Source organism: Streptomyces sp. NBC_01410, from assembly GCF_045040195.1.
Lineage (GTDB): Bacteria > Actinomycetota > Actinomycetes > Streptomycetales > Streptomycetaceae > Streptomyces.
Genome location: NZ_CP109530.1, coordinates 7,750,647 through 7,770,065, shown reverse-complemented (window position 1 = coordinate 7,770,065; position 19,419 = coordinate 7,750,647). Strand labels below are relative to the sequence as shown.

General features: G+C 71.8%; 17 protein-coding genes. 3 read left to right on the top strand and 14 right to left on the bottom strand.

All coding sequences use genetic code 11. The features are described from left to right. Window positions 1-8: 8 nt before the first annotated feature. Genes OG741_RS35300 through OG741_RS35275 form a run of 6 tightly spaced genes read right to left on the bottom strand, consistent with a single transcriptional unit; the run spans window position 9 to window position 6,943 of the window. Window positions 9-1,121, bottom strand: coding sequence for an XdhC family protein (locus OG741_RS35300; protein WP_405604506.1), 1,113 nt, complete (start codon window positions 1,119-1,121; stop codon window positions 9-11). Next, window positions 1,114-2,283: a vWA domain-containing protein gene (locus OG741_RS35295; RefSeq protein WP_405604504.1), complete on the bottom strand. Its 1,170-nt coding sequence runs from the start codon at window positions 2,281-2,283 to the stop codon at window positions 1,114-1,116. The genes OG741_RS35300 and OG741_RS35295 overlap by 8 nt, the downstream gene beginning before the upstream one ends. After that, on the bottom strand, window positions 2,280-3,158 hold the full coding sequence (locus tag OG741_RS35290) for an AAA family ATPase (RefSeq protein ID WP_405604502.1): 879 nt from the start codon (window positions 3,156-3,158) through the stop codon (window positions 2,280-2,282). Before OG741_RS35290 ends, OG741_RS35295 begins: the two co-directional genes overlap by 4 nt. 4 nt (window positions 3,159-3,162) lie before the next feature. Continuing rightward, entirely contained in the window at window positions 3,163-4,020 is an 858-nt protein-coding gene (locus OG741_RS35285; RefSeq protein WP_405604500.1) for an FAD binding domain-containing protein, read from the bottom strand. Then, window positions 4,017-6,392 carry a xanthine dehydrogenase family protein molybdopterin-binding subunit gene (locus OG741_RS35280; protein WP_405604498.1) on the bottom strand — a complete coding sequence of 792 codons (2,376 nt, stop codon included), beginning with the start codon at window positions 6,390-6,392 and terminating at the stop codon, window positions 4,017-4,019. The genes OG741_RS35285 and OG741_RS35280 overlap by 4 nt, the downstream gene beginning before the upstream one ends. 11 nt (window positions 6,393-6,403) lie before the next feature. After that, window positions 6,404-6,943, bottom strand: a complete 540-nt coding sequence (locus tag OG741_RS35275) for a (2Fe-2S)-binding protein (RefSeq protein ID WP_405604496.1) — start codon at window positions 6,941-6,943, stop codon at window positions 6,404-6,406. 182 nt (window positions 6,944-7,125) lie between these two features. Here OG741_RS35275 and OG741_RS35270 point away from each other — a divergent pair, with 182 nt between their 5' ends. After that, entirely contained in the window at window positions 7,126-7,650 is a 525-nt protein-coding gene (locus tag OG741_RS35270) for a hypothetical protein (RefSeq protein ID WP_361910739.1), read from the top strand. A gap of 40 nt (window positions 7,651-7,690) precedes the next feature. Here the strand turns inward: OG741_RS35270 and OG741_RS35265 are convergent, their stop codons facing one another. Continuing rightward, complete coding sequence (locus tag OG741_RS35265) at window positions 7,691-8,131, bottom strand: SsgA family sporulation/cell division regulator (RefSeq protein ID WP_405604494.1); 441 nt, start codon at window positions 8,129-8,131, stop codon at window positions 7,691-7,693. Between the two features lie 163 nt (window positions 8,132-8,294). Between OG741_RS35265 and OG741_RS35260 the strand changes: the two genes are divergently transcribed. Then, window positions 8,295-9,629: a hypothetical protein gene (locus tag OG741_RS35260; protein WP_405604492.1), complete on the top strand. Its 1,335-nt coding sequence runs from the start codon at window positions 8,295-8,297 to the stop codon at window positions 9,627-9,629. Further along, window positions 9,626-10,969 carry an MFS transporter gene (locus tag OG741_RS35255; protein ID WP_405604490.1) on the top strand — a complete coding sequence of 448 codons (1,344 nt, stop codon included), beginning with the start codon at window positions 9,626-9,628 and terminating at the stop codon, window positions 10,967-10,969. Before OG741_RS35260 ends, OG741_RS35255 begins: the two co-directional genes overlap by 4 nt. Window positions 10,970-11,155: 186 nt before the next feature. On the opposite strand, the gene OG741_RS35250 is transcribed toward OG741_RS35255, so the two are convergent. The 7 genes from OG741_RS35250 to OG741_RS35220 are packed head-to-tail and all read right to left on the bottom strand — an operon-like array spanning window position 11,156 to window position 19,415. Further along, window positions 11,156-12,172 (bottom strand): TolB family protein, encoded by a 1,017-nt coding sequence (locus OG741_RS35250; protein WP_405604488.1) that lies wholly within the window; start codon window positions 12,170-12,172, stop codon window positions 11,156-11,158. Then, on the bottom strand, window positions 12,169-13,428 hold the full coding sequence (locus OG741_RS35245; protein ID WP_405604486.1) for an MFS transporter: 1,260 nt from the start codon (window positions 13,426-13,428) through the stop codon (window positions 12,169-12,171). The genes OG741_RS35250 and OG741_RS35245 overlap by 4 nt, the downstream gene beginning before the upstream one ends. A gap of 35 nt (window positions 13,429-13,463) precedes the next feature. After that, entirely contained in the window at window positions 13,464-14,681 is a 1,218-nt protein-coding gene (locus OG741_RS35240; protein ID WP_405604484.1) for an alkaline phosphatase family protein, read from the bottom strand. Between the two features lie 16 nt (window positions 14,682-14,697). After that, on the bottom strand, window positions 14,698-15,567 hold the full coding sequence (locus OG741_RS35235; protein ID WP_405604482.1) for a galactokinase: 870 nt from the start codon (window positions 15,565-15,567) through the stop codon (window positions 14,698-14,700). Between the two features lie 10 nt (window positions 15,568-15,577). Continuing rightward, on the bottom strand, window positions 15,578-17,437 hold the full coding sequence (locus OG741_RS35230) for a class I SAM-dependent methyltransferase (protein ID WP_405604480.1): 1,860 nt from the start codon (window positions 17,435-17,437) through the stop codon (window positions 15,578-15,580). Then, window positions 17,434-18,603 (bottom strand): glycosyltransferase, encoded by a 1,170-nt coding sequence (locus OG741_RS35225; protein ID WP_405604478.1) that lies wholly within the window; start codon window positions 18,601-18,603, stop codon window positions 17,434-17,436. The genes OG741_RS35230 and OG741_RS35225 overlap by 4 nt, the downstream gene beginning before the upstream one ends. Next, window positions 18,600-19,415: an alpha/beta fold hydrolase gene (locus OG741_RS35220; RefSeq protein ID WP_405604476.1), complete on the bottom strand. Its 816-nt coding sequence runs from the start codon at window positions 19,413-19,415 to the stop codon at window positions 18,600-18,602. The genes OG741_RS35225 and OG741_RS35220 overlap by 4 nt, the downstream gene beginning before the upstream one ends. Between the last annotated feature and the right edge of the window lie 4 nt (window positions 19,416-19,419).

Below are 19,419 nucleotides of genomic sequence, written 5' to 3'. Positions count from 1 at the left end.
TCTGCTCCTCACACCGGCTTCAGATGCGGATGGTGGATCGCTCCTGCCGTGTCCGCGAGCGGGGTGCCACTGCCGCCCCAGCGCAGCGCCACGATCTCCGCCGCGATGGAGACGGCGACCTCCTCGGGCGTACGGGCGCCGAGATCGAGGCCGATGGGCGAGCGCAGCCGCGCCAGTTCCGCCTCGTCCAGTCCCTGCTCGCGCAGCCGCTTCAGACGGTCGTCGTGGGTGCGGCGGCTGCCCATCACGCCGATGTACGCCGCCGGGGAGCGCAGCGCCACTTCGAGCAGCGGGACGTCGAACTTCGGGTCGTGGGTGAGCACGCACATCACGGTCCGGTCGTCCACCTCGGTCCCGCTCAGATACCGGTGCGGCCATTCGACGACCACCTCGGCCCCGTCCGGGAATCTGCGGGGGTCGGCGAATGCCGGGCGCGCGTCGCACACGGTGACCCGGTAGCCGAGGAACGCGCCGATCCGGGCGACCGCGGCGGCGAAGTCGATCGCGCCGAAGACCAGCATCCGCGGTGGCGGGGCGAAGGACTGCAGGAACACGGTGACGTCGTCCTCGCGCCGCTCCCCGTGCGGGCCGTAGTGCCGAAGCCCGGTCGCGCCCTGTGCCAGCTCCCCGCGCGCGTCCGCGGTGACGGCCACGTCCAGACCCTCCGACCCGAGCGAGCCGGACACGGTGTCCGGCCACACGGCGAGCGCGGACCCGCGCGTGGCCGGACCGTCGGTCACGGTGGCCGCCACCACCGGGTGATGCTCGGCGACCGATGCGGCGACCTGCCCGAACGAGGCGTCCGTTTCGGGCGATACGCAGCGTACGAGAAGCGTGATCTCCCCGCCGCAGGTGAGGCCGACGGCAAACGCGTCCTCGTCGCTGTAGCCGAAGGTCTGCAGCCGGGCCTCACCGGTCTCAACGACCTCCTGAGCCAGTTCGAAGACCGCGCCCTCCACGCAGCCGCCGGAGACGCTGCCCACCACCTCGTCGTCCGGGCCCACCGCCATCGCGGCTCCGGGACCGCGTGGCGCACTGCGGCTCACCGCGACAACAGTGGCGAGCCCGAAGGGGGTTCCGGCCGCGTACCACCGGCTCAGCACAGGGAGAATCTCACGCATCGCTCGCACCTCTCACCACGGCCGCCAGGCGCTCCAGGGCCGCCAGGCTGTGTCCCTCGACGAACGCGTCCACGCTGGGCAGCGCCGCCGCCATTCCGGCCGCGAGCGGGGCATATCCCGGACGCGCCTTGCGCGGGTTGGCCCACACCACGCGGTGCGCCAGTCGGTGCAGCCGCCGCATCTGGGCCGCCAGCAGTTCCGGATCGCCGCGCTCCCATCCGTCGGAGAGCACCACGACCACCGCTCCGCGGGCCGTGCCACGCTGCCCCCAGCGGTCGAGGAAGGCGCGGAGCATCTCGCCGAGCCGGGTGCCTCCGCTCCAGTCGGGCACCGCGGAGGCGACGGCGGCCAGCGCCGTGTCGGGGTCGCGGTGCGCCAACTCACGGGTCACGCGGGTCAGCCGGGTGCCGATCGTGAATACCTCGGTCGGGGTACGGGTGGTCGGCCACGCCTGCGCGGCGGCGTGCGCGAAGCGGAGCAGGGCGCTCGCGTACGGGTCCATCGAGCCGCTGACGTCCAGCAGCAGCACGACCCGGCGGGGCTTGGTGGCGGGTGCCCGGTAGCGCAGCCTGGCCGGTTCCCCGCCGCGGTGCAGCAGCTCTCGTACGGTGCGGCGCGGATCGACGCCGCCGCGCCGGGCCGGGCGAAGCCGTGGCGTGCGGCGCGGCTCACCGCTCAGCGCGAACGCCGCGAGCAGCCGCCGCAGTTGGGCCCGCTCGGCCGCGGACAGCTCGGCCATGTCCCGGTGGCGCAGGACTTCGGCGGAACTGGCCAGGGCCGCGGCGGGCCGGGCCGTACCGTCCTCTTCCTCCGGCCCGGCAGGCATGGCGGCCTCGGCGGTCACCAGGTGGAGCGCGGGCCTCGGGTCCGGCGCTCTGCGCGTCCGGTCGCCGACGGGCGGCTTCGGCGTGAAGTAGGCGGCGAAGACACGGTCGTAGCGTTCGAGGTCGTCCTGGCTGCCGCAGAGGGTGAGCCGGCCGGCCCAGTAGACGTCGGAGCGCCTTTCGGACCCGAGATGCGCGAGCGCTGCCAGGAAACTCTGCACCCGGTCCGGTCCCGCAGCCACCCCGGCCGCCCGCAGTGCCCGGGCGAAGCCGACGAGGACCGCGGTCGCGTCCACCGCGGGCGCCGGGGACAGAGGGGCCGGGGGCACGGTGCTCACGCTCCCCGGGCCGCGAGGATCGCGGACAGGTCCAGGGAACGGGCCCGTTCGGCGTCCTCGCGGTACTTCAGCACCGAGCCGAGGGTGGTGACGGCCAGCTCCGCGTCGAGCTCGGTCGCGCCGAGTGCGTCCAGGGCCTCGGCCCAGTCGATGGTCTCGGCCACCCCGGGCGGCTTGAGCAACTCCTTTGTGCGCAGGGTCTGTACGACGGTGGTGACCTGCGCGGCGAGCCGTTCGGTCACCTGGGGCTGGCGTCTGCGGACGATCGCGAGTTCGCGTTCGAAGCCGGGGTGGTCGAACCAGTGGTACAGGCAGCGCCGTTTCAGGGCGTCGTGCACCTCGCGCGTGCGGTTGGAGGTGAGGACCACCACGGGCGGCGACGCCGCCCGCAGGGTGCCCAGTTCGGGAACGGTGACGCTGTACTCGGACAGCAGCTCCAGGAGGAACGCCTCGAACTCGTCGTCGGCCCGGTCGACTTCGTCGACGAGCAGGACCGAAGGCTGCGTCTCGAGCGCCTGCAGAAGCGGGCGCGCGATGAGGAAGCGCCTGCTGTACAGCTCGCTCTCCAGCCGCTCCGCGTCGCTGATCCCGGCGGCTTCGGCGGCCCGCAGGTGCAGCAGCTGGCGCGGGAAGTCCCAGTCGTACAGGGCCTGCGACGCGTCGATGCCCTCGTAGCACTGCAGACGGATCAGGGGCGCTTCGAGCACCTGCGCGAGGGCGGACGCGAGCGCGGTCTTGCCCGTGCCCGCGTCGCCCTCGCAGAAGATCGGCCGGTGCAGCTTGAGCGCCAGGAAGCAGGCGATGGCCAGACCGTCATCGACGAGATAACCGGTCTTCTCCAGTCTCGCCCGCAGCTCCTTGGGCCCGGCCGTCACACGCTCACTCCATCCCGGCCGCGGCCAGTACCGCGCGGCGGGTGAGCACCCGCGCCAGATGTTCCCGGTACTCGGGCGACGCCGACAGGTCGGACGCCGGACGGGTGCCGTCCGCCGCCTCTTCGGCGGCCCGCGCCACCGCGGCCGGGTCGGCGTCCGCCCCGGCGAGCGCCTCCTCGGTGGCACTCGCCCGCAGGGGGGTCGCGCCCATGTTGGTCAGCGCGACACGGGATTCGACGAGGTGGCCGTCGTCGCGCCGCACCATGGCCGCCACACCGACGATCGCCCAGGCCTGCGCGACCTGGTTGAACTTCTCGTAGTGGTAGCCCCAGGTGTTGCTCTTGGGCACGCGGACCTCCACGAGCAGCTCGTCGGGCCCGAGTGCGGTCTGCAGGTAGTCGGTGAAGAATTCGCGGGCCGGGATGGTGCGCCTGCCCCGCGGCCCCACGGCGACCATCTCGCCGTCGAGTGCCAGCAGCACCGCGGGCAGGTCCCCGGCGGGGTCGGCGTGGGAGAGCGAACCGCCGATGGTGCCGCGATGGCGTACGGACGGGTCGGCGACGGTCTCGGTCGCCGCGGCCAGCAACCCTGCGTGGCTGCGTACCAGCGGATCACGGATGACGTCGTGGTGGGTCGTCATGGCCCCGATCACCAGCGTGTCGGCCTCCGCGCGGACACCGCGCAGTTCGGGGATCCGGCCGACGTCGACGAGCAGTTCGGGGAAGGCGAGCCGCAGCCGGAGGATGGGGATCAGGCTCTGGCCGCCGGCCAGGACCTTGGCGTCCTCGCCGCCGTCCACCAGGGCGCGTACCGCCTCGTCGACCGTCTGCGGCCGTGCGTAGTCGAATGCCGCGGGAATCATGCTGCTGCCTCCTCGGCCCGGGCCGCCGTGACGGCCTGCCAGATGCGCTGCGGCGTGCACGGCATCGCGACGTCCTTCACACCCAACGGCCGCAGTGCGTCCACGACCGCGTTGACCACGGCCGGTGTGGAGGCGATCGTCCCGGTCTCGCCGACCCCCTTGACGCCGAGCGCGTTGGAGGTCGCGGGGGTCTCGGTGCGGTCGGTGACGAAGTCCGGCAGGTCGACCGCCGAGGGCACCAGATAGTCCGCCATGGTGCCGGAGAGCAGGTTGCCCTCGGTGTCGTACACCGCCTCCTCGTAGAGCGCCTGGGAAATTCCCTGCGCCACGCCACCGTGGATCTGCCCCTGGACGATCATGGGGTTGATGACCTTGCCGACGTCGTCGACGCAGACGTAACTGCGGATCCGGGCACGGCCGGTCTCGGTGTCGACCTCGATCGCGCACAGGTGGGTGCCGAACGGGAACGAGAAGGTTTCCGGGTCGACCAGGTGCTCGGCGTTGATCGTCGGCTCCATGCCGTCGGGCAGGTCGTGGGACGAGAACGCCGCGAAGGCCACTTCCTGGATGGTCTTCGTCGCCTCGGGCGAGCCCTTCACGGAGAAGACCCCGCCGGAGAACTCCAGGTCGGCCTCGCTCGCCTCCAGCAGATGCGCGGCGACCTTGCGGGCCTTGGCCACCACCTTCTGCGCGGCGTGGTGGACGGCGAGTCCGCCCACCACCAGCGAGCGGGAGCCGTAGGTGTCCATGCCCTGCGGTACCGCCTTGGTGTCGCCGTGCACCACCTCGATGTCGTCGAAGGGCACACCGAGCACGTCCGCCGCGATCTGGCTCCAGCAGGTGGCGTGCCCCTGACCGTGCGGGCTGGTGCCGGTGGCCACCTCGACCGTGCCGGTCGGCAGCATGCGGATGGTGGCGGCCTCCCAGCCACCGGCGACGTAGCGCAGCTCGCGCAGGATCCGGCTCGGGGCCAGGCCGCACATCTCGGTGTACGTCGAGATGCCGATGCCGAGGCGCACCGGATCGTTGTTGTCGTTGCGCGCGCGCTGCTCGGCGCGCAGGTCGTCGTAGCCGAAGAGCGCCATGGCGCGGTCGGTGGCCGCCTCGTAGTCGCCGCTGTCGTAGGTGAGCCCGGAGATGGTGGTGTACGGGAACTCGTCGTGGCCGATCCAGTTGCGACGGCGCAGCTCCATGGGGTCCATGCCCAGTTCCACGGCCAGTTCGTCCATGGTCCGCTCGATCGCGAACGTGGCCTCCGGCCGGCCGGCGCCGCGGTAGGCGTCCGTCGGCGTCTTGGTGGTGAAGACACCGGTGCACTTGAAGTCGTACGCGTTCATCTTGTAGATGCCGCAGTACATGAACGCGCCCAGCAGCGGGGTGCCGGGGGTGATCAGCATCAGATAGGCGCCCATGTCCACGAGCAGGTGAGCCTGCATGCCGAGGACCTTGCCGTCGCGGGTCGCGGCGATCTCGATGTCCTGGATCTGGCCGCGGCCGTGATGGGTGGCCTGGTAGCCCTCCGACCGTGACTCGGTCCACTTGACGGGCCGGCCGAGCCGCCTGGCCACGGCGAGAGCGACTGCTTCCTCGCCGTACACCTGGAGCTTGGATCCGAAGCCTCCGCCGACGTCGGGGGCGATCACCCGCAGCTGGTGCTCAGGGATGCCGGTGACCATCGACAGGGTCACGCGGGCCACGTGCGGGACCTGGGTCGAGGAGTACAGGGTGTACTCGTTGGACGCCGTGGGCGGAGTGGCGACGACGGCTCGTGGCTCCATCGCGTTGGGGATGAGGCGCTGTTGGGTGTAGCGGCGGCGCACCACGACGTCGGCACGGGCCTTCTCCGCCTCGTAGTCGCCAGTGGCGAGCGGCCAGGTGTAGCAGCGGTTGGTGCCCTTGTCGGAGTGGACCAGCGGGGCGCCCTCAGCCAGCGCGGCCTCCAGATCCAGCACGGGAGGCAGTGGCGTGTAGTCGACCTCGATGGCCTCCAGCGCATCGGCCGCGGCATAGCGGTCACGGGCGATGACGATGGCCACCGGGTCTCCGGCGTGGCGCACCTCGTCGACGGCGATCGGTGGATGGTCGGGCATGACGATGTCTTCCGTCACCGGCCATACGCAGGGCATGGAGCCCAGCTCGTCGGCCAGGTCGCGGCCGCTGAAGGCGGCGACCACTCCTGGGCGCCCCAGCGCGGGCGAGACGTCGACGCGGTCGATCGTGGCGTGTGCCATGGGGCTGCGCAGGATCGCCATGTGCAGCAGGCCCGTGACGGCGATGTTGTCGGTCCAGGTGGTCCGGCCGGTCACCAGCCGGGCGTCTTCCTTGCGGGTCCGCGAGCGGCCGACCTCGACGCTGAGCTGCTCGGTAGTCATACCGGCGCCTCCTACCCGGCTGCGGCCGGGGCCGTGGATGTGACCGGCGCGGTCTCCGTGAGGGCTCCCGGCGCGGGAGCGCGGCGGCGCCGCTGCTCGGCAGCCGCCGCGAGGACGGCACGCACGATGTTCTGGTAGCCGGTGCACCGGCAGAGATTGCCCTCGAGACCAAGACGGATCTCCTCCGGGGTGGGGTCCGGGTTCTCCTTGAGCAGATCCCGGGCGGCCATGATCATGCCGGGGGTGCAGTAGCCGCACTGCAGAGCGTGCTGCTGATGGAACGCCGTCTGGAGGGGGTCCCATTCGGCGCCGGACGCCAGTCCCTGAATAGTTGTCACCTCACAGCCGTCGGCCTGGACGGCCAGGACAGAGCAGCTCTTGACGCTGTCACCGTCCAGCTCGACCGTGCAGGCTCCGCAGTTCGAGGTGTCGCATCCGACGGGGGTACCGGTGAGGCCGAGGTGGTCGCGCAGGTAGTGGACGAGCAGGAGGCGGGGTTCCACCTCGTCCTCGTAGGCCGTGCCGTCAACCGTCAGCGAGATATGGGTCATATGCCCTCCCAGAGACACGGGCAGGGGGTATCTGCCGTTCTGCTCCGATACACGCCAACTCTAGGACGGCACTCCGGGCGGCGCGAGCCCTCGGGGCGGCCCGCGCACGGCGGAGATGCAGGCACATTTCGCCCTGGGCTGACACCCTTCCATCCCGGCCACGGCTGAGTAATCTTAATTACATGATTACAAGGGAGCAGGAAGAGGCGCTGCGCGGCTGGTTTGCCGGGCGGCTGCCGGAAGGACTCTTCGTCGAGCTCCTGGACGTGACGGTGGACCGTGAGGAGATCACCGTCATCGGCCGGATCCCGGAGCCCGACCTCGGCGCGGAAGCGTCACAGACCGAACGAGAGGCCTCGCTGGAAGGGCGCATCTCGGAATTCCGGGAACGCACCCGCGACGAGCGCATAGGCGTCGCGCGCGAGGCCGAGAAGCGATTCGGGCGCAAGGTCTCGTGGGGCGTCGAGTGCGGCGACAAGCGGGCCATGTACACCACCCTCTCCGCACCCGTGATGACACGACTGCGCCAGCCCGAGCGCCAGACCCTGGACACCCTGATCGCCGGCGGCGTCGCCCGGAGCCGCAGCGATGCCCTGGCCTGGTGCGTACGCCTGGTGCAACGCAACGCGGACACCTGGCTGAGCGACCTGCGCGACTCACTGGAGCATGTCCAACAGGTACGGGCACAGGGCCCGGACGCCGAATAGGAGGTTGGCTACACGTCCGCCGGCACGGCCTGGACAGCGCTCATCCCGGCCCCAAGTCGCCGACGTGTGACGGTGGCTGCGCCTCCTCCGTGCCCGGGGGAACCATGCGCAGCGTGCGCTCGGTCCAGGCCGAGAGGGCGCGGGCCGGTGCCTGGATGAGGACGTGCTCAGTGGGCCCCGACAGCAGCAGATGGACGAAGTTCATGGAGTGCCCCGTCCTCCCCGGCCAGACCTTCACATCGCCCACGCCCGTCGGATGGAAGATGCCTTCGATCAGCAGATCGCGGGCGAAGCACCATTCGACGGGCTCGTCGGTGTCGGTGTGGAAGACGACATGGACGGCGTACGGGTCGTCGGTGCGATAGACCAGCCGCGTCGGCACGGGAAGCGTTCGCCCGGCCTCCAGGACGAGTTGACAGACCAGTTCGCGCTCGACCGTCGTATGTGTGCGGTCTCCCGGCAGGCGTCCTCGCTGCAGCACGGACGGCCTCCTCACCCCTGCGTGTGTTGTGTCGACGGAAAGTGAACGAAGCACCGCTCAGCGTCGGTAGGGTCCGTGGCTCACGAGTTCGCTTAAGCCGCTTAAACCCGAGGGGCGTCCAGGGCCGCAAATGACAGAAGGAAACGAACATCTGAGACGGGCCGTGACCGAAGCCGGCTGTTCCTACGCCGAACTGGCCAGGGACATCAGGGCCGTTGCCACCGAGAGCGGCGCGGCTCAGCTGCGCACCAACTCCTCCGCCGTCGCCCACTGGATCGCCGGCACGCAGCCCGGCGCCACCGCCGCCCGCATTCTGGCCGAGACGCTGTCCCGGAAGCTGGGGCGGCTGGTCACACCCGAGCGACTCGGCCTCGTACGCATACCGGAAACCGCCGACGAGTCCCTCGGACTCGACATGGAGCAGGACCCGGTGGAGGCTCTCACCCGGCTCGGACGGGCCGACATCGAACGCCGGACGGGGATGAGCTCCGCCCCCTACTCCGTCCCGGCCGCCGCAATGCCTTTGGCACACGGGCCGCGGACCCGCACCGCCGCACGGCCGGCCGGCACGGCCGGCGAGGGGGAGATCCAGGCGGTGCGGGAGATGACCTCGCTGTTCACGGCCGTCGACGAACGGCACGGCGGCGGGCACGGCCGCTCGGCCGTCGTGCAGTACCTGGTCTCCGACGTGGCCACCCTGTGCCGCAGCCGCTTTCGCACCGAGGCGCAGAAGCAGCAGATGCTCTCGGCTGCCGCGTGCGTGGTCTACCTCGCCGGATGGAAGGCGTACGACGCGGGCGAGGCGGGTCTGGCGCAGCGCTACTACCTCCAGGCACTCAAGCTCACCCGCGAGGCCGGCCAGGACCTGCACACGGCGTTCGTCCTGCGGGTCCTTGCGCATCACGGCCTGGAGACCGGGCGCGGCGAGCACACCCTGGACCTCATCGACGCGGCACTGCGGCTGGCGAAGGACCGCACCGATCCGGCCACCGAGTCGCTGTACGTCATCACGCGCGCGCGGGCCCTCGCCATGGCGGGCAGAAGCCGCGAAGCCGTCGCGGAAGCCGCCCGCGCGGCGCGCCTGGTCGACGGCGCGGACGAAAGTGAGATGCCCTTCTGGGCCGCACTGTGGGGGTCGGCCGGTGCCTGTGTGGGCACCCACACCGCCAAGTCGGCCGAGCTGCTCGGGAATTACGACATCGCAGAGCGCCACTTCTCCCGGGCCGTCTGGAGCACGTCGGGCCACTCGTACCAGCGCATCACCGCACTGAGCCTGGCGCACGCAGGGTCCATGCAGTGCAGGCAGGGGCATGTGGAGCAGGCCTGCACGACCTGGCGCAGGGCCCTGGAACTCATGGACGGCGTGCGCTCCGCCCGCGTCGTGCGGGCCGCGCGGACCATGCGCCAGGATCTGGCGCCTTTCGCCCACCGGGGGTCGCGGGCAGCCGTGGACTTCGACGAACGTGCCCGACTGTGGCTGGCAGGAGAAGACGCATGACGCAATCGAGCGAGAACCAGGTCAGCGAGCTCAAGGGCGGCGAGCACCAGGCCAAGGACGCCGCGCCCGTCGCCGGACGGCCGTCGATGGCGCGCGTCGCCGCGGCCGGTTCGATCGGCACCGTCATCGAGTACTACGACTTCTTCATCTACGGGAGCGCCGCGGCCCTCGTCTTCGGGCCGGTCTACTTCCCGAACTTCTCGAGCACCGCGGGCACCCTGGCCGCGTTCGCGACCTTCGCCACGGGGTTCATCGCCCGCCCCGTCGGCTCCCTGCTCTTCGGACACATCGGCGACCGGCACGGACGTCGCACGGTCCTGCTGATCTCCGTTCTCGCCACCGGACTCGCGACCGTCTCCATCGGCCTGCTGCCCGGGTACGCGAGCCTCGGTGTCGCCGCCCCACTCCTGCTGACCCTCATGCGCATCGTCCAGGGTCTCGGCGTGGGCGGTGAGTGGAGCGCGGCCGTACTCCTCGCCTCCGAGCACGCCCCGCCCGGACGGCGCGGCCTGTGGGCGGGATTCCCGCAGACCGGACCCACCGTCGGATTCGTGCTCGCCAACGGCATCATGCTGGCCATGACCGCGACGCTCACGGACGAGCAGTTCCGTACGTGGGGCTGGCGCGTGCCCTTTCTCTGCGCGGGCGTGCTGACACTCGTCGGCTACATCCTGCGCTCGAAGGTCGACGAGACGCCGACCTTTCTCGCCCTCACCGCCCGCCGCACCCTGGAGCGTGCGCCCCTGGCCCGGCTGATGCGCCACCACTGGCGGCGCGTGCTGCTGGTGGCCGGTGCGGTCACGGCCGCGTACGCCGTGAACTACGCGGCCACGACCTGGGCGCTGTCCCAGGCCACCGGACGACTGGGCGTGGACCCGACCGTCATGCTGCTCTGTCTGATGGGGTCGATGGCGGTGATGGGCATCGCCACCCCGCTGGTCGCCCTGCTCGGCGACCGGTACGGGCGGCGCAGGCTCAGCCTGCTGGGGTGCGGCGCGATGGCGCTGTGCGTCGTGCCGTACCTGGCGATGCTGCAGACCGGGCGGGTCGGGATGATCCTCACCGGAACGTCGATGATCCTGCTCGCCGTGATCACGATGCTCGGCGTGCAGGGCGCGTACATTCCCGAACTGTTCGAGCCCCAACTGCGCTGCACGGGTACGGCTTTCGCCTACAACATCGGCGCGGTGCTGGGCGGCGCGCTGACACCACTGGTCGCGACGCGGCTGTCGTCGGGGGTGCAGGGGATGCCGTGGGGGGTGGCGGGGTATCTGCTGGTGCTGTGTGTGGTGAGTTTGGGGTGCGTGGTGCGGCTGCCGGAGACGTCGTCGGAGGGGTAGGCGGGGGTGCGCCATTTCAGCCCGTCCGGCGTTTGAGGACATGCGGCCGAAGGTCGCATACGGGGGCCGGGGGCGGAGCCCCGAGTTCGCGCCGCGAAGCGGGCGCAGGGTCTGGGGGCTTGCCCCCAGTTCGGGAAGGGGCGGGGTGGGGTGAAAGCCCGCCGCAGGCGACCCGCACCGCAGCGCCTACCGGACCACCGCCGGAGACGTGCCCGACCTCACGACCAACCGTGCCGTCCCGCTCCCGTCCACCCGCACCGACCAGAGGTCCGCTCCGAAGTCCCCCGGCAGCGCGTACAGGAGAGAGAGGCCGTCCAGCCACAGCGCCTGGTCGTCGACGCTTCTGTGTTCGGCGAGCGCCGTCTCCCGGCCCGTGCGCAGGTCCAGGACGTACAGTCGCCACGGCGTGTCGGCTCCGGCGCCCGCGACGCGCTTCTTGAAGGCGATGCGGGTGCCGTCCGGCGAGAGCGAGGGGCATTCGACGTTCTGGCGCAGCGTGCGCAGGGTGCGCGCGGCCAGGTCGCCTTCGACGAGGAAGGTGTGACCACCGGTGGCGAGGGTCGCGTAGAAGCGGTTGTCGTCGGCCGCGAAGGTGACGCCCCAGAAGTTGTGGTCCGCGGCCCGGTGGCGGCGGCCGTCCTTGAGGACGGTGAACTTCTCGAGGTCGGGCTGGAGAGCGCCGGTGCGCGTGTCGTACAGGGCGGTACGCGTGGAGAAGGCGCCGCCCGCGTACGAGTCTCCGCCGACGAAGACCGTCCACGCCACCAGTCGTCCGCTCGGCGACACCCTTGCGCGGGTGGGTATCCCGGCCACCTGGAAGGCACGGACGGGCCGTAACTCCGCGTCCAGAAGGACGGCTTCATGGCCGGGGACCACCCCGCGCGTGGCCCGGAGACAGATGCCGGTGCCTGCGGCCGCGTGGAAGCGCAGGCACTCGCGGGGCGCGGAGGTGCGGGGCCCGTTCGCGGCGGTCAGCGGAACGGACGAGACATGGTCGCGCTGCGGCCCCCACGCGAGGTTCCGGAACAGCAGCCGTCCTGGCTGACGAAGTGTCACAGCGCCTGCCTGGGCATTCGGTTCGCCGGGCCGCGCCCGGTCGTGTTCCGACGCTCGGTCGGCCGCGCGCACGATCGTGATGCCCACGAGAGCCGCCAGGAGCACAGTGGCGAGCAGGAACACGAGCAGCCTCGGCGGGACGTTCATGCGCGACTCCGTCGGTGGAAGGCGGCCACCCCCGTGAGGGCGAGGGCGAGAGCGGCGGCGGCCGCGGTCAGGGCGCCGTCGGGCCCGAGGTACATCCAGCCCGCGCCGAAGAGCAGCGAGCCGCCGAAACGGGACAAGGCCCCTGCCGTCTGCACCAGTGCGAGGCCGCTCGCCTTCAGATGCCCCGGCAGCAGCGGACCGGCCGCGGCCATCAGGACGCCGTCGGTGGCCGCGTAGAAGGCCCCGAGCAGCAGGAGTACGCACCCGGCGGCCACCAGTCCGCCGCCCCAGGGCGCGAGCAGCAGCAGATACGCCACGAGCAGCGCACCGTGTCCCGCGAGGAAGACCCGCGGGCGGCCGACCCGGTCGGCCAGCCGCCCCAGCGGCACCGCGAGGAGCAGGAATCCGGCGGCGGCGCCGACGGGGAGCAGGGGGAAGTACGGGGCGGGCAGATCGAGGCGGCGCTGCAGCAGCAGATAGAGGAACGAGTCGCTGACCGTGACCGTACCGAGCAGTGCGGCGAGCAGACACAGCCGCGGCAGGCCGCGCGTGCGGGCGAGGCTGCCAAGTGCCTTGCGGGGGCGAGGAGTTCGGTGGGGACGCGGTCCCGCGGAAAAGTCGCGTACGAACAGGACGAGCAGCAGTACGCCGAGTGCGGCGGCGCAGAAGCTCACCACGAACACGGCGTCGTATCCGTCGCGTGCCGCCCACAGCACCGCGAAGGCGGCTAGGGGGCCCATCAGTGCGCCCGCGGTGTCCATCGCCCGGTGCACTCCGAATGCCCGGCCCTGCTCCTCGGCGGAGCAGGACAGGGAGATCAGAGCGTCGCGTGGTGCGGTACGCAGCCCCTTGCCGGTGCGGTCGGCGGCGAGGACCGCCCCGATCGCCCAGGGTGTCGTGGCGGCGAGCAGGGCGAGTTTGCAGCCCGCGGACAGGGCATAGCCGGTGCCCGCGACGAGTTTGCGGCGCTGGGCGCGGTCCGCGAGGTGGCCTCCGGCCAGCCGGGAAAGGACGGTGGCGCCCTGGTAGAGGCCGTCGAGGGCGCCGAAGGCCAGCGGGGACATGCCGAGGCCGACGACGAGGTAGAGCGGCAGTACGGCGGTGACCATTTCGGCGGAGACATCCGTCAGCAGGCTGACCCCGCCGAGGGCGATGACATTGCCCGCGACCGCACGGCGGACTCCGGCATTCCGCGGCGGGCGGGTGCGGCGCACGCCCGTCGTGGTGTCGGCGGTCCGGCCGGCCGACAGATACACAGATTCCCTCCCTTCCGGTGGCTGGGGCGCGCCCGTCAGAACCAGTTGACGGTGAGCGGGAAGGTCGTGGTCGCGGTTGCGCCGCCGGTGTCGGTGACGGTGGCCGTGATCCGCAGGGTGCCGACCTGCCACGGTTTTCCGCTGATCCGGCCGGTCGAGGCGTCGATGGACAGGCCGAACGGCAGCCCGGAAGCGCTGTACTTGAGCGGTGCCTTGCCACCGGTGGCCGTGATCTGGATGGTGCAGCTCTGGTTGAACCTGCAGGTCTGCGCACCGGGATTGGCGACACTCAGATCCCCGCCCGGCGGGGTGGTGCCGTCGCCGAAGACTTCGGTGATGGGTGTGGCGCTCGCCGCGTTTCCGGCATGGGTGGTGCCGAAGAGATCCTCGAAGGTGCGCAGCAGGCTGTAGTGGTTGTAGGCGCTGCTGTACGTGCCCTGCTTGACCTTGGCGCCGGAGAAGACCGTGGCGATCCTGTTGGAGCCGAGGTAGTTGTCCTCGTCCCAGGTCAGCACCAGCAGGCTGTTGTTGGCCTTGGCCCACTGGGCGTACGCGTCGAAATTGTTCTTGACCCAGGTGTCGCCGGTGGCGACGGGGCAGGAATGCATGTCGTTGCACTGGTTCGGCACGACGAACGACAGGTGCGGCAGCTGCGTGAAGTCGCCCTTGGGGAACTGCGCCCAGGTCTTGCCGCTGCCCAGCGGCACGTTCTTGAAGGCGAACCAGGGGTTGTGCTTCTGCGCGTACTGCCCGTTGGTGCACGCGGTGGATCCCTCGCTCGGCAGATCCTCGTTGTAGGTGGCGAAGGTCTTGCCCGCCGCGATCAGTTCCTGTCCCAGGTTGGCCGCGCTCATCGACTGGGGCGTGTAGCAGCCGTCTCCGGTGATGCCCTGGGTGGCGCCGGAGAAGAGGTTGAAGTAGTTCGGCTGGCTGGGGTGGGTCAGCGCCTTCATCGCGGTCAGACTGGCACCGGCGCTCGCGAGCTGGTTGATGTAGGGCGCGTTGGCGCTGCCCATGATCTCGCCGTACTGCTTGTTCTCGAAGACGACGACGACCACGTGGTCGTACGTGGGGAGCGCGGCGGGCGCCTTTGGCTCGGCGGCGCCGGAGTCGGCCGCGCCGACCGTGACGACCAGGCACAGCGTGCTGAAGATCCCGGCGGCGGCCGCTCGCCACCTTCTGCCGCGAGGGCGGCTGTCGGCCTCCGGTTTTCGCGCGCTCGGCGTCCTGTGCGGTAACTCTCTTGGGTTCATGGGGTGTTCCTCCTTGTCACTCCTCGCGGCGGGCCGCGCCCGCCACGGTGATGTTCACGAAGCGCGGCACGCGTCGTCCGCCGGAGCGGAACTCCTCGGTCACGGTGGTGCGGACATGGGTCAGCCGGTCCTTCGGCAGCAGCACCAGTGCGCTGCGCCCGGGCCCGTGTCCGGGCCACCAGGCGGCCGTCGCACCCGCGCGCCGCGCGATCGCCACCGCGTCCTGGATGTCACCCGGACCGCGCCCTTCGCCGCGGGTCACCAGCAGGGTGAGGCGCGCCCCGTGCTCGTCCGGGTCGAAGCGGACCTGCCGCCGGCCGCGGTCTCCGAGCAGCACGGCCCGGCCGGGGCGGGCGAAGAGCACGGCCTCGCGCAGCGCTTGGTCACCGCCGGGTGCTGCGGTCCGCGCCAGGGTGGCGAGCCTGCCGCGTGGCGGCCGTGTCTTCCCAACGTGCAGATCGGCGACCGCGAGGGCGACGGCACACTCCAGCGGCTCGGCGCTCGACAGACCGGTCGCGGGGGTCAGCGTGGAGTGAATGTGGAGGTCGATGCCGCCCCGGCCGTATCCGACCCGGGCCATGGTCCGCAACAGGGCATAGGTGCGGGCGGCCCAGTCGGGGTGGGGCGATGGCGGGCCGGTGAGCGGGAGTTCGCAGCTGTGTGCGGGGTGGGCGAGCGAACTCAGCCGTGCGAGGCCGTCGTCACGGGGTGCGGCGGCGGCCGCGACCGGCCAGCCGGCGGCCGCGACCAGGTGCGGCGAGCCGAGGTGGAAGGCGTGCGGGGCGCTCCACACCGTGGCAGGGGGCCGGTCGTGTGCCGATTCGAGGGCGTAGGCGACCAGCCGGAAGAGCGGGTCGGCGGTGTGGCGGCGGGCGAGGTCCAGCATGCTCACTCCCTCATTCGTTCCCGGGGCCCGCCGGTGTCCTGCGGGCCAGCAGCCGGTAGGCGTTGCCGCCGTCGGTGACGCGGGCCGCGGCCGCGCGCAGTCTGTCCAGGGCCGCGGCTGCTGCGAAGCAGGGCAGCGCCGCCGTCCAGACGCCCTTGCGCGCCACTCGCTGAGCCAGGGTGGCGCTGCCCGGTCCCCAGGGTGCGAACGGATTGGGGGCGATCCGGTTGGCGGCGAGCAGGACGACGCCGACGAAGTCGCAGGCCTGGTGGGCCGCCCCGTGCTCCTCGGCCAGGACCGTGAACCCACGGTCCGCCAGTGCCTGCTTGAGGTTGGCAATCGGCATGAGGTGCTGGTGCTGGGGCTGGAACCAGGGCAGCCAGTAGGAGCCCAGCAGGCGGGCGAGCCGTGACTCGGGGTCGGGCAGCTCGATGAGCAGATGCCCGCCGGCGGGCAGCACCTCGGCGGCCGCGTCGAGCTCGGCGAAGGGGTCCCGGGTGTGCTCCAGGTAGTGGAACATGCTGATCGTGTCGTACCGGTGCACAAGTCCGGCGGCGAGCTCCGGGAACTGTCCGCGGTGGGCGGCCCCGACCCAGCCGCGGGCTTCCGCGTCCCGCACCGCGGCGGCCATGTCGAGGCCGTCGAAGCGGGTGTCGGGCCACACCTCGCGCGCGCCGTTGCAGAAGTGGCCGTGTCCGGTACCAACGTCGAGCCAGGCGGCGGGCGTGCCGAAGGGTTTCAGCATGGCGGCGCGGGCCAGATACGAGCTGTTCATGCGGCCGAAGACCGCGGACGCGCTGCTGACGCTGAGACCGTCGTAGAAGTCGCGGTAGTAGAAGTCGAGTCCGTCCAGGGACAGGCGCGGGTTCTGGAAGACATGCCCGCAGCCGCCGCACTGTTCGAGACAGAAGCGGCCGGGCTTGGCCTGGAACTGATCCGGCATCCGGGTGCGTACGGAGAGGTCGGTGGAGCCGCACCAGGGGCAGTCGGGGCGGCGCGGCTCGAAGAACCGCTCGGTGCCCGCCTTGAGTTCGGCCTCGTAGCCGGGCCGGAGCGCTTCCACTTCCGGCCAGGGTCCGGCCGGGGCCGGTCGCAGGGCGGCCGCCGTACGGAGGGCGGCGTGGAGGGAGTGAAGCGGGCGCGCCGCGGTGGCGCGCGGCAGGTCGGCCGGGCGCAGCGGGCTGTTCGGAGCGCCGAGGACCAGCGCGGGCTGCAGCCAGTACAGGGCGAGTGCCGCGGCGCCCCAGCGGCCGTCCTTGACGGCCGCGCGCGCCAGCAGGGCCAGACCGGCGAGATGGGCTGCGGTCAGCACACCCGGAGGCAGTCCCTGCGCTCGCAACTCCCCCGCACGGAGGGTGAGTTCGGGGGGCGGGACGGTGAGACCGGGGGCGATGGCGACACCGGTCTCCCCGGCGGCGTACTCCTTCACCCGGCCGAGGAGGTCGTGCAGTTCGGCGGTGTCGAGGCCGCTCCCGATCTCGACACCGGCGCGGCTGCGGACGTCCTCGGCGATCAGTACGGCCTGTCCCGCGCCACGCGCCTGTGTCGTACGGGCAAAGCGGGCGTCACCGAGGTCGAGCAGCCGCAGCAGGCTCAGCGCGCGTTCCGCGTCGAGGCTGCCCGGAAGCAGGTCGAGCACCTTGAGGCCGGTCCGCTCCGCGTACGCGACGGCGGCGCCCACGGTCGCCGCGTCGGCCTCGACGCCCCGGGCGGTGATCAGATGCCAGCCGTCCGTGGGCGCACGGTCCCCGGCCGGGTCGAGCACGGGTATCGCGGCCAGCCGCCGGCGGGCGCGGACGGTGCCCGCGGTGAGACCCGCGAGAAGGGCGACTGCCGCCCAGGGGACGCGGCGGGTACGGGACTGTGTCATAGCAGCTTCTCCAACCTGTCGGCCGCGGCCACGGCTCCCCCGGCCGCCGCGAAGGATGCCTGGACACGGCGGGCGGCCCGCCGGTGGTTCGGGTCGTCGAGGACGGCGCTCAGCGCGGTGTGGACCTCGTCCGCGCGGGGGCGGCCGAAGTGCACCCGGATTCCGGCCCCGCACGCGGCCACCTGCTGGGCGACGATCGGCTGGTCGTCGCGGACCGGCGCGACGACCAGGGGCAGTCCGTGGGCGAGCGCCTCGCAGACGGTGTTGTGCCCGCCGTGGCAGACCACGGCGTCCAGGTGCGGCAGCAACGCGAGTTGAGGGACGTACTCCTGGAGCAGGACATGGTCCTGACGCACGTCGCCGACCAGGTCCGCGGGTGCGGCCACGATCAGCTGCACCCGGTCGGCCAGGCGCTCGGCGGCCCGCAGGACCGCGGCGTAGAAGCGGCCGCCGGCCTCGCGGTTGAGCGTGCCGAGGGACACCAGCACCCGGCGGCGTACGGGATCCAGCCGCCGCCAGGGGAACGACGAGCCGTCCGACGGGCGGGCGCCAAGCGCGGGACCGGTGAAGGCGTAGTGCTCGGGCCACGTCTCGCCCGCGCCGACGAGCTCGGGGGTGGAGAAGACCAGGACCAGTTGGTCCGAGAAGCGTGGGTCCCAGCCGCCGGGCGCGCCGGAGGCGGCGAGGAATCCGTCGATCCGTTCCTTCACCCACTCCGCCACCTTGGGGAAACCCGCGAATGGCCGGGTGAACTCGGCCGTGGTCGTCGAGGAGGTCACCCACGGCAGTCCGCGCCGCCGGGCCACCACCGCCCCGGCGAGAGCCTGCTGGTCGGCGACGAGCACATCGGGGGCGTACGCGTCGACGGCCGCCTCGACACCGGGCAGCATCCCGTGAGCGAGCGGAATGAGCGCCTCCTCCCACAGGAAGCGCAGAGCGGCGGCGCCGCGCAGATCGCGCCAGCGTCCGTGCAGCGCGCCGTAGCCGCCGGGGCCGGTGCGCTCGCCAGAGGGGATGAGGGTGGCACCGGTCGGCAGCAGAGGGGGCAGGACTTCGGCGGGGCCGGTCCAGGCGACCTCGTGTCCGCGTGCGGTGAGTTCGGCGGCGACGGCGACCGTCGGATTGATGTGTCCGGCCAGCGGCGGGACGACGAACAGCACTTTCATACCGTCACCGCCTCGGGCTGCCACCGCACGGCCCCGGCCAGCCGGTCCAGTACGGCCCGCCGCAGCTCGATGGTGGCGCCCTGGAGGACGTCGTGGCCGAGGCCCGGCACCACGCGGACCGTGCAGTCGGACGCGTGGCGAGCCAACTCCCGGGCGCCGGAGACAAGTTCGGAGTGCTCTCCGCAGACGGCGAGCACCGGGCAGCGCACCCGGGCAAAGTCCTGGGCGGTGAAGGGCCGCCCTGCCGCGATGTCGTCGATCAGGCTGGTGCGGTTGAGGAGTTCGTCGGCCGTCGCGGTCAGCCGGGCCGCCTTGCGGGCTCCGAGCGAGGCCAGTTCCCGCGGTACCTCGCTGCCTTCGAGGTCGAGAGCGGCGACGGACAGCGTGTCGAGCATGTTGTCGACCCAGGGGCCGCTCAGCGGGGCCTCGATCAGGATGAGTCCGGCGACGAGATCGGGGCGCGCGAGTGCGGTGTGCAGCGCGAGGGTTCCGCCGAAGCTGTTCCCGACGAGATGGACGGGCTGCTCGTCGAGGCCGAGCGCCCCGAGCAGCGCGGTCAGATCGCGGACGGCGGTGGCGGTGTCGTATCCGCTCGGCGGGCGCTCGGTGCGGCCGTGGCCTCGCAGGTCGTACAGGACGACCTCGTGTCCTGCCTGCGCGGCCGGCACGGCGAGGGTGCAGTAGAAGCTGGAGAGGTTGTCGACGACCAGGCCGTGGAGAAAGACGACCCTCGCTCCCGCGTCGCCGCCCGTGTCCGCCGCGGGCAGCCGCTGGACATGGAAGCGGAGGGAGTTGGCGATGATCTCGGCCATGGCG